General features: G+C 40.5%; 3 protein-coding genes. All 3 read left to right on the forward strand.

Annotated features, from left to right (window positions below; translation table 11 throughout):
* The first annotated feature begins 65 nt into the window (after positions 1 to 65).
* Positions 66 to 413 (forward strand): HNH nuclease YajD, encoded by a 348-nt coding sequence (gene yajD / locus CUB63_RS11180; protein ID WP_006534437.1) that lies wholly within the window; start codon positions 66 to 68, stop codon positions 411 to 413.
* A 698-nt stretch (positions 414 to 1,111) separates the two neighbouring features.
* Entirely contained in the window at positions 1,112 to 2,818 is a 1,707-nt protein-coding gene (locus tag CUB63_RS11185) for a ShlB/FhaC/HecB family hemolysin secretion/activation protein (protein ID WP_109848041.1), read from the forward strand.
* A gap of 78 nt (positions 2,819 to 2,896) precedes the next feature.
* A partial coding sequence (locus CUB63_RS11190) for a two-partner secretion domain-containing protein (protein WP_109848042.1) occupies positions 2,897 to 11,403 on the forward strand: 8,507 nt, incomplete at its 3' end.

Consider the following 11,403-nt stretch of genomic DNA (forward strand, 5'->3'; position numbering starts at 1 on the left):
TGTGTATTTAGAGTATATTGGAAAAACTATCGCCAAACCTTCTCTTATAACAGGTAATACTAACAATGGCTCTGATCCCCAAAAACTATGCACGGTTAGAAAGTGGTTACCGTGAAAAAGCACTGAAAATCTATCCGTGGGTATGTGGACGTTGTGCTCGTGAGTTTGTCTACTCGAACTTACGTGAACTAACCGTTCATCATATTGATCACGACCATACCAATAACCCAGAAGATGGTAGTAACTGGGAGTTATTGTGTCTGTTTTGCCATGATCACGAACATTCAAAATATACAGAAGCAGACCAATACGGCACAACTGTTGTCGCAGGTGAAGATGCGCAAGATGATGTCGGTGCAGCAACCTATAATCCTTTTGCTGATTTAAAGTCGATGCTCAATAAGAAAAAATAGTATTATTAACATCTGCAAATAATATAAAAATAACACTGTGATTTAGTGAATATAATAAAAATAGTAAGGCTTCTCTTTTTACTGATTTATTTCAGTAAGCCTTTCTATACTCTACCTCTCAAATTTTTATCCATATTTAAATTATCATAATGAAGTTTTTAATACTCTTTTAATGACAAAAAATAATTAGCAAATTAAATTCATTTAAATAACCAGATAACCAATACTATTAAAGAGTTCTTTTCATTAGAAAACACAATCAATCTATTAAATAGAAAACCAATCACCCCACATCAAAAAAACCTTTGTTTTCTTTATATTAATTGGATCACATCTCAATATTTCTATATGACTGCTTAAATAAATTATTAATAAACAATAAGCGCAATTAATCATAAATACCATAAAAGAAAACTATTTAAATAGTTTATCAACTTATAAAAAAACAATAAGATAAATTTAAACTTATTAGCAATATAATAAATCTCAAAATTTCAAATCAATATAAAATTACCTTGATTTCTTCATACTAACTTGGCTAAATTAAAACCAAGGCAAATCTAATTAAGTTATTATTTTAAATATTCATGGCATTACTTCTTATATATATTAGCGATAAATAGCATCGCCATTTTATTACTGCGTGATATATAAAACCATTGACTAACAATTAGCATTATTAGGAAGTTATTCAAACAATGAATAAACATCATTATATAAAATGGGGATTGTTCTCTTTTTATTTTTTATCTATTCCGTTAATTGCAGTACCATATACTTCCCCTATACCGGCAGAACAAGCCGTGTCGATTGATGATCGAGAACAACAACGCCAAAAAGAGCGAGAGCGTATTTTACAACAACAAAATAGACCTGATATTGATACTCGTCTTTCTCACTCAGATATCGAACTTCCTGACTACCCTATTAATGAAAAACCCTGTTTTTGGATTAATACCTTTACGCTTGAGGGCGAAGCTTCTCGTGATTTTCAATGGACACTAAAAGCGGTAGATGACGCTAAAGATCATTGCCTTGGTGGACAGGGTGTTTTGTTAGTCGTGAACAAAATTCAAAATGAAATATTATCAAAAGGCTATGTCACCACACGAGTTATGGTACAAGAACAAGATCTTACACAAGGTCATTTAACGCTCACACTACAACCCGGTCGAATTCATGAGATCCGTTTTGATGATAATGTCTCTTGGCGTGCTCGTTTATGGAATGCGATCCCCACATCATCAGGCAATATTCTTAACTTACGTGATATTGAACAAGGGCTGGAAAATTTTAAACGGGTACCGAATGTCACAGCAAACATTCAAATCGTCCCCGGCAAAGAAGATGCCACCAGTGATTTAGTTGTGAGTTGGCAAGAACAGCGCCCTATACGGCTAAGTTTGGGGTTAGATGATAGCGGTTCAAAAAGCACTGGGCGTTATTTAGGTTCGGCGACATTGGCCATTGATGCACCTTTCTCTCAAAACGACCTATTTTATGCCAATGTGGGTAAAGATTACTTTGATAATGGCCCATTTGGTAATCGTTCTTACACCTTTAACTATTTTATTCCTGTTGGAAACTGGGGCTTTGCCGCTAACTACAACCATTATACGTATCATCAAAACATTCCTAATGCGAATGAGATATTGCGCTACAGCGGTGAAAGCGACAATACCCAATTTACCGTATCCCGATTGCTATTTCGTAATCAGTTTCATAAAACCACACTCAATATGCGGGTCTATCGCAAGCATTCTACCAATGCGGTCAATGGGATTGATATTGACCAACAACACCGCCGAACCGCAGGGTGGGAAATCGGTTTTAACCAGCGGAGTTATTTCGGTAATGCCACCTTAGATGCCAACCTCAATTGGCGCCGTGGTACGGGGGCATTTGGTGCTCTACGTGCCCCCGAAGAAGACACTCACAGTGGGAGTGCCAGAACCGGACTTTTTTTAGGTAATATCGGTTTTAATCAGCCTTTTTCTTTGGGTAAGCAGCCTTGGCGCTGGAACACCTCGCTACGTGGTCAATGGAGTCAACATGCCTTAACTCCACAAGACAGAATGGCAATCGGTGGACGTTATACCGTGCGCGGTTTTGATGGCGAGCAAAACCTATCTGGTGAAAAAGCCCTGCTTTGGCGCAATGACATTGCGTGGAACCTGTTTTCTCAAGGACAAGAGCTCTATTTAGGTATCGACTATGGTCGTGTTGAAGGACAAAACACACGCTACCTCGTGGGACACCAATTAGCGGGTACAGCATTGGGTTTACGCGGCTCACTATGGTCTCGAATAAGTTATGACGTTTTTGTGGGTACACCACTTTATAAACCCGAAGGTTTCCATACTTCAGGTGCGACCGCTGGTTTTAATCTTAATGTAGAGATTTAGTCTTTCTGTGGCAGTTATTCCCTTGGTTTAACTAATCCTTTCTCTTTTTTTGGATTGTTGATTTTAAAGGTATTATTTATGAATAAGCATTGTTATCGCCTTATCTTTAGTCGTACCCATGGGGAATTACGTGTTGTTTCAGAATTAACCAAAAGTTGTAGTACTGAAGCAGGACAAACAAGAGGCTCCCAAGGTACTCGGATATGGGTCACACTTCGGCGTAGCGCTTTTTTACTTTGGTTGGCGTTAGGTTCTCCTTACGTATTGGCTAATGGTATTGTTGCTGATAACAACGCACCACAAAATCAACGACCAGAAGTCATTAATACTCAAAATGGTCTACCACAAGTTAATATCAGTGCGCCTAATGAGGCGGGAATTTCTCATAACCAATACAAACAATTCGATGTCGATCAACGCGGTGCTATTTTAAATAACTCAGCGGTCATGACTTCAACACAAACGGCGGGCATGATCCAAGGTAACGCCAATCTTGATCCGAACAAAGCGCCAGCTCGCGTTATTTTAAATGAAGTCAACAGTAATAATCCAAGCCAATTGAAAGGGTTTATTGAAGTTGCTGGTGGGAAAGCACAAGTGATTATTGCTAACCCTTCGGGCATTATTTGTAATGGGTGCGGCACGATCAATGCGGGTCGAATGACGCTAACAACGGGTAAACCTCAACTTAATCCTGATGGAAGTTTAGCGGGATATCGTGTTGAAAGTGGCGTTATTCATGTTGAAGGTGGTGGGTTAAATGGAGATAGTCGCCATGATACACAATACGTTGATCTGCTCGCCCAAGCGGTAAAAATCAATGCAGGCGTGTGGGCAAAAGAAAAAATTGAAGTTGTCGCAGGGCGTAATCAAGTCGATACGCAAAACAATGCCACGGCACTTGAACAAAAAGAGAAGACTGCAAAACCGGAATTTGCCATTGATATGGGACAAATGGGGGGAATGTACAGTGGTCAAATTAAAATGGTGGGCACTGAACAGGGCGTTGGTGTACGTAATCAAGGTGGTCATCTACAAGCCAATAAAACCTTAACGGTGACAAGCCAAGGGCAACTCGTTTGGCAGTCAACAAAAACGCAAGAAGCAGTGACACAAGCAGGTGGCGATATTAACCTGATTGCCAAAGAAGATCTTATTCATCAAGGTAAACTTCATAGTGGCGGTCAGTTACGTGTAGAAAGTCAAGACGGTGCGTTGAAGCAATCAGGCACATTAGCCGCAACAAAAGACGTGACTTTAATTGCCCAAAAAGAGATCCAAACACAAGGAAATTTACTGGCGGGCAGTGATCTTAATAGCCAAATCATCCAAGACGCAAATCTCACTTTAAACAGCCAAAATAATATTCGCGCTCAAGGTAATTTACTGAATAAAAAAGCGATTAATATTACGGCAAAACAGGTCGATTTAAGCCAAAGCCAAATTGCTACTTCAACGTTAGCGATAAAAGCAACACAAGGTGATGCTCGTTTAGACAATGCACGAGTTGATACCCATAAAGTTGATGTTATCGCAACGGGGAATATTTCTTCTCAACAAGCCAAAATAAAAGCCCAATCTTGGGATATCGATGGGAATCATCTTTTCAACCAAAAAGGTATTTGGACACAAACAGGAAAAAGTGAAAGTCGTTTTGCATTAAAAGGCCTATTTGATAATACGAAAGGCAGTGTTGAAGCTTATCAATTATCCCTTAATGGCCAAGACTTAAATAATACCGATGGGCGTTTAGTGACGTTAAATAACTCGCAACAACATTGGCAATTTAATCAATCGATAAATAATCAACGTGGCGAGTTAGGGAATAATGGGAATTTACAGCTTGATACTCAACATCTTAATAGTGAGTCAGGGAGTATTAAAAGCCCAACGCAATTAATAATAACAGCAAAATCAGGGATTAATAATCAAAAAGGTCAGCTTCTTTCTGGTGAACAGCTTATTTTAAATACGGACAATTCTCTTAATAATCAATCCGGAAAAATAAACAGTAACCAAATTGACATTAAGACGTCTTTATTCAATAACACGCAAGGACAGCTAGTTGGTCAAGATACTTTAACGCTTTCTACCCAAAAGACATTAACCAATACTCAAGGTTTTATTGGTGCGGGTAAAGCATTAACGTTGTCTGCACAAGGTGATTTAAATAATCAAGCAGGCATTGTGCAAAGCGAATCTCTATTTAACCTTGTTGCCAACCATATTGATAATCAAGAAGGACAATTACTTTCTGGTCATCAAATGAAGGTGAAAGCAGCTTCATTAAGCTCATCGAAAGGTAATATCAGTGCAAAAGAGATTGATCTTAATGCAAATACGGTCAGTAATGTTGCGGGAAAAATTATTGGTCAAGATAGGTTAACGCTCACAACGCATCAATTGCTCGATAATACACAAGGTACATTATTAACAAATAAAGCTTTGGTGCTTTTAAATGAAAATAACCTTATCAATGATAATGGTCTGATACAAAGTGGCAAAATTACGAAGATTGATGCTCAAAATATTAGCAATAATCAAGGTAAGCTTATTGCTGGTCAACAGATAACATTAACCACTCCAAAAAACCTCGATAACCAAAAAGGTGAAATCAGCGCCAAATCGTTAGCCGTCACCACCGATCAGTTAACAAACCAACAAGGTAAATTGGTTGCCACTGACAATCTCGACCTTATTGCTCACCAATCTCTTAATAATACTCACGGTTTATTGGAAGCAGGGAAAACACTAAAGATAACTACCGCAGGACGTTGGAATAATCAAGAAGGGATCACCCAAGCAGGGCATCAAATTATTGCCAGTGCTGATACCATTGATAATACCCAAGGGCAGTTACAATCAGGGGATAAACTTACCTTCAAGACGACTCATGATGTCATCAATACATTAGGTAAAATAACCGCACAACACCTTTTACAGTGGCAAGGTCACGATAATAGCCAATTTAATAATAATAACGGGTTACTGCAAAGTAATGGCACGCTAACGTTAGAAGGCGGGGCACTGAGCAATCAACAGCAAGGCAATATCTTTAGCCAAAAGGCGCTACAGTTAGTGCTAAAAGGTGATTTACTTAATCAACATGGCAAAATCACGAGTAATGAAAATAGTGTGATTAAAGCGAATAATCTTATCAATACACAAGGTGAGATAAATTCCCTTAATACACTCAATATTGATTTATTGGAGCAACTGGATAATCGCCAAGGTCGCCTGTTTAGTCAATCATCACAACACTTACAAGCCACGGATATTCTCAATACCAAAGGTTGGATGGGCAGTTTAGACACATGGTTTGCAAAAGCATCAGCCTTTAATAACCAAACGGGACAAATACAGAGCCAAAAAGAGGCCTCTTTAGTTGCTAATACCTTTGATAATACAAATGGATTGCTTCAATCTAGCGATAGCGCTCAATTACGTATTGCTAAGAGTATAAACAATACCCAAGGTAAAATTAGTGCACAGAATACAGTTGATGCACAAGGTACACAGCCTAACGGTGCTATTGAAACGGTTAATAATATTGCTGGTCAATGGTTAGCAGGCAACAGACTCAATTTACATGTACTCAATCTCGATAATTCACAGCATGGCTTGTTATATAGCCAACAGCATACACAGTTAGCTGTGGATAATGCCCTGAATAATCGTCAAGGAAAAATTCAAAGCGGTGATAATCTCGCCTTAACTGCCAAAACGCTATACAACCAATCAGGTTCAATTGATGGTCAGCAAGGGATAACGCTGACGCTAGCGGATTTACTCGATAACTCACAGGGTAAAATAAGAAGTAATCAACACCAATCCATTTATGGCTCTAGAATTCAAAACCATCAAGGTCATATCAGTAGCCAAGGTGAATTAACGGTTAATGGTGCACAGCTTGATAATACGCAAGGTATGCTGATTAGCCAGAAAAACAGCCATTACGATATTGAACACATTAATAATAATGCAGGAAAAATACACAGTGGACAGTCATTAACACTGACTGCAACTGATCTTCAAAATCAGCAAGGCCAGCTCGTTTCAACACAGGCGTTAAAGGTTAATACCGCTCAATTAGATAATCATAATAACGGTATTTTAAGTAGCCAAGATGCCCTTAATATCACCACAAACACGCTAAATAATCGCGATAATGGCTTAATTTGGGGTACCACCCAAAATGTGATTTCAGCAAAAAATATTGATAACACCCAAGGGCGCCTACAAAGTAATGGATTGTTATCCTTAAATTCTCTCTCTTTATTGAATAACCAAAAAGGGCATATTTTAGCTAATGGGGCGATTGCGATAAATGCGAAAGACGCCCCTATTGCCTCAACCTTAATGTTATTGAATCAGCGTGGCGTTATTCAAAGTGGTGATAAACTCACACTTAATACTCAGACTTTCAATAACCAAGGTGGCACGTTACAAAGCGAAAAAGCTTTAACGCTTACCGCAAAACAGGATTATACCCGACGTGATGGAGATATTTTAAAGAGCAATCAATCTGTTTCCCTTTCTATTTCTGGCGTATTTACGAATTTAGCTGACTGGTTATTACCCGCTTCACTGACGATAAAAAGCCAAGATATGATTAACTCGGGCACGTTAGTTAGCCGTAAATTTAATGTAAATACAGGAACGCTCAAAAATACGGGACGTCTTGAGTCTGATGATTTTACGTTTAACCTTACAACGCTAGATAATACCGCCGCTATTATGGGCGATAATGCAGTTATTCACGCCCAATCAATCGACAACAACAGTAAAAATGCCGTTATTGCAACGACACAATCGCTCGATTTAACCGCGAGCAATAACCTGATAAATCATAACGGTGCATTGATTTACAGTGGTGATACGTTATCGCTTACCAGCCCAGAGCTTGAAAATAAAGCCAGCTTTATTGAAGCCGAAGGTGATATGGTAATCAAAGCTGACCAACTCCGTAATTTACGTGAAGGACTGGAGATTGAGCGAGAGGTGGAGAAAAAAGATTATCGTTGGCATCGTTATAGCTACAATTGGCGTTCTTATGATTCTGGCGTTAATAGAGATAAAACAACAATTGAGCCAACGACTCAGAGACTTTCATTTAAAAATAATGACGAGGTTATAACAAACCGTTATGGCACATTATTAGACATCGATGCAAATAATAAACGAGCTCAAGTCCGCGTTAAAAACAATGAAGGGCAACTGACTGACCTTTGGGTTAATTATCTTGCCTTAAAACTCAATAGCGATGGCAGTTACGCCATGACTTTTTATGAGACGCGAGGCTGGAGACAATATGATGTTCCAACGCCTTATCATAATACCGTATGGCGTGAACATGATATTGGTTCTATAGAACAATGGGACCCTGAATTACACCTTGATCTTGCCGATATTCCTTATGTCGATGACTACAACAACCTGCGTGAACGTTCTGTTTCAGGCACAGTAACACGAGATAAATTGATTTCTGAAGGGATAGGTGCACGCATCCTTTCGGGTGGCAATATGAAAGTGGCTATTTCAGGATTGTTACTTAATGATGCCAGTGTGATCACCTCAATAGGGGATCAAACGATTGATGGGAATGGTAAAATCGAAAATAACGCCTACTCCGTTAATGAGCGTCACCAAGAATATATTGTTGATCACTATGATCGAGATACTAAACACTGGTACCCAAGCTTTAATCATGATGAAACCACCGCATTAGCTACCATTGATAGCATTATTTCGGGCAATGGTAATGTGACGATTAAAGGGACCTCAATCACTAATACCACGGTGAATGCCGCACAAATTAACGATATTGAAGCGGCACTCAATGCGGTTAAGGCAGAGCGGGCGGAATTCGAGCGTAATCCGCTGGGATTTAATATTGATGGCGTGGAGAAACAAACCGTCAATACCGAAATAAACACCAGTGATAAAACAGACTTAACCCATACGGATGTGACATCGCCTTTAACGCGTCCACTTTTACCGTCTGAAATCGCGCTGACTGAAAAACAACATTTAGGCAATGTGATCACCGATTTGCCTGATAATGGTCTCTTCCGACAAAATATCGCCCCCGATAATCCATTCTTAATTGTGACGGACGAACGTTTTACCAGCCGTACTAAATTTATTAGCAGTGACTATTTACTTGATCGTGTGGGGTACGATCCTGCGCAAGTACCTAAACGATTAGGGGACGGATTCTACGAGCAACGTCTTGTGCGTGAGCAAGTATTAAAACTGACGGGGCGCCCCTCACTTTATGAAAGCGATGCCATGGCACAGTATCAATATCTTATGAACAATGGTGTGAAAGTCGCGAGTGATTTCCATTTACGCCCCGGTGTTGCGCTTACACCAGAGCAAATTGCGTCATTAGAACAAGATATTGTTTGGTTGGTCAGTGAAACAGTCGATACCGCACAAGGGCCACAAACTGTTTTAGTGCCAAAAGTGTATTTAGCGAATAAAACCTTAAACTTATTGAACAGTGGCGCGATTGTAAGTGGCGATCATTTACATCTTTCTGCTGATAGCATCAATAATGCAGGACAACTGCTTGCCAATAAAGGGCTTGAAATTGATGCCAACCAATTTGAACACCAAGGTGGCGATATTCAGGGTGAAAATGTCAATATTCAAGCGGATAGCATTAATTTAAGTACTAATCTGCAAGATGCTCTACGCCAAGCCCGTATCAACGGTACCGATATCACTCTAAAAGGCCACGATATTCAACTGCAAGGGGCAAAACTGGATGCATTAAACGACATTAATCTAAATGCGCGTGATAATCTCACTATCACTACAGCAAAAAGTACCCATTCAGGTGAATTTGATGTGATTTCGGGTGCGATGGGCAATCGTACGAGTGATGGCATGGAGCAAGCGGGTGAACATCGTCTTGCGCATATTAGCGGTGAGTGGCAACGCTCACAAGGAAGCGAACTAAACGCTGTCGGTAACCTTAATCTCATCGCTGGAAAAGACGTTACACTGCAAGGTAGTCAAGCTAAAGCGGGTGAGCAAGTTGCAGTAAATGCAGGGGAAAACCTCAATATTATTGCTGATAGTACCACGACTAAAAGCCACCTTGATGCCAATAGTAAAAGCACCACCGTGAGCAATACTCGTGAAGAAGAGCGCTTGCAATTAAGTACGCTCAGTGGTGATAAAGGCGTCAGCCTAAATGTGGGGCATACCTTGACAGCACAAGGTGCTCAAGTAGATAGCACCGAAGGTAAAACCACCGTTCGAGCTCAAGATGTAGATATCCAATCCGTCACACAACAGATTGAAGACAGTGACTATCAGCATTCAGGCGGAGGACGTAAAAGTTACAGTCGTCTTGTGGATACCGCCCAAGAAAACGTGGTTGGAAGCACCTTTAGCGGACAGCAAGGTGTTGAAATTACTGCTAGTGAGGGTGATATCAATTTAACAGGTAGCACTTTACACAGTGAAAAAGGGGCTGTTGATTTAAGCGCCACACAAAATATTAATCTCAATACCGCGACAGAAACCCATACGGAGTTTTTAGAAGAACATTCAAAGAGTAAAGGATTTTTAAGTTCTAGTCAGACTCATACTCTCCAAAATGATCATGTGACACGTGAGCAAGGTAGCGTCGTCAGTGGAGAGCAAGTCAATATTCAAGCGGGTAAAGATATTCAAGTTACAGGCTCTTCGGTGGTCGCAGAAAACGATGTCAGCTTAACCGCTGGTAACAATGTCGATATCACCGCTGCGACCGAGACCGACTCGCATTATCTCCTCGAAGAGAAGAAAAAAAGCGGTCTAATGAGTAGTGGTGGCATTGGTTTTAGTGTGGGTAAACAATCCTCCCGCCATGAAGTGGATGAAAAAGGCACCACCCAAAGCCAAAGTGTCAGTACCATTGGCAGCACACAAGGTAATGTCAATATCACCGCAGGTAACAAACTGCATGTGGGTGGCGCTGATCTGATTGCCCAAAAAGACTTAAACCTCACCGGTGATAGCGTCCAAATCGACCCGGGCTATGATGAACGGACTCGCACTGAAACCTTTGAAACCAAACAAAATGGGTTTAGTGTTGCACTCTCTGGAAGTGCAGGTAGCGCCCTCAATACTGCCGTCAGCACCGCACAACAAGCTCGCAAAGAAAGTGACGGTCGTTTAAGTGCCCTGCAAAATACCAAGGCAGTATTATCCGGTGTCCAAGCCCAGCAAGCGGTTGAGTTAGATGGGCTGAAAACCGATGCAGCCAATGCACACAACCTTGCCAACAACCTCAAACCGGGCGATGAAGACTATCAAAAAGGCGCCACCAATACAGTTGGTGTCAGTGTGTCTTACGGTAGCCAATCGTCGAAAAGCGAAACCCATACCGACAGTCGCCAGTCTCAAGGCAGTACCTTAAATGCCGGACAAAATCTGTCGATTACCGCAACGGGTAAAAATAAAGACAGCAACCCAGACAGCGGTAATATCACGGTTGTTGGCAGTGAACTCAAAGCCGGCAAAGACTTATCACTGTCTGCCACGCAAGATATCAACCTTGTTTCTGCCCAAAATACCGAGCAAACCAC

Source organism: Proteus penneri (assembly GCF_003144535.1).
GTDB lineage: Bacteria > Pseudomonadota > Gammaproteobacteria > Enterobacterales > Enterobacteriaceae > Proteus > Proteus penneri.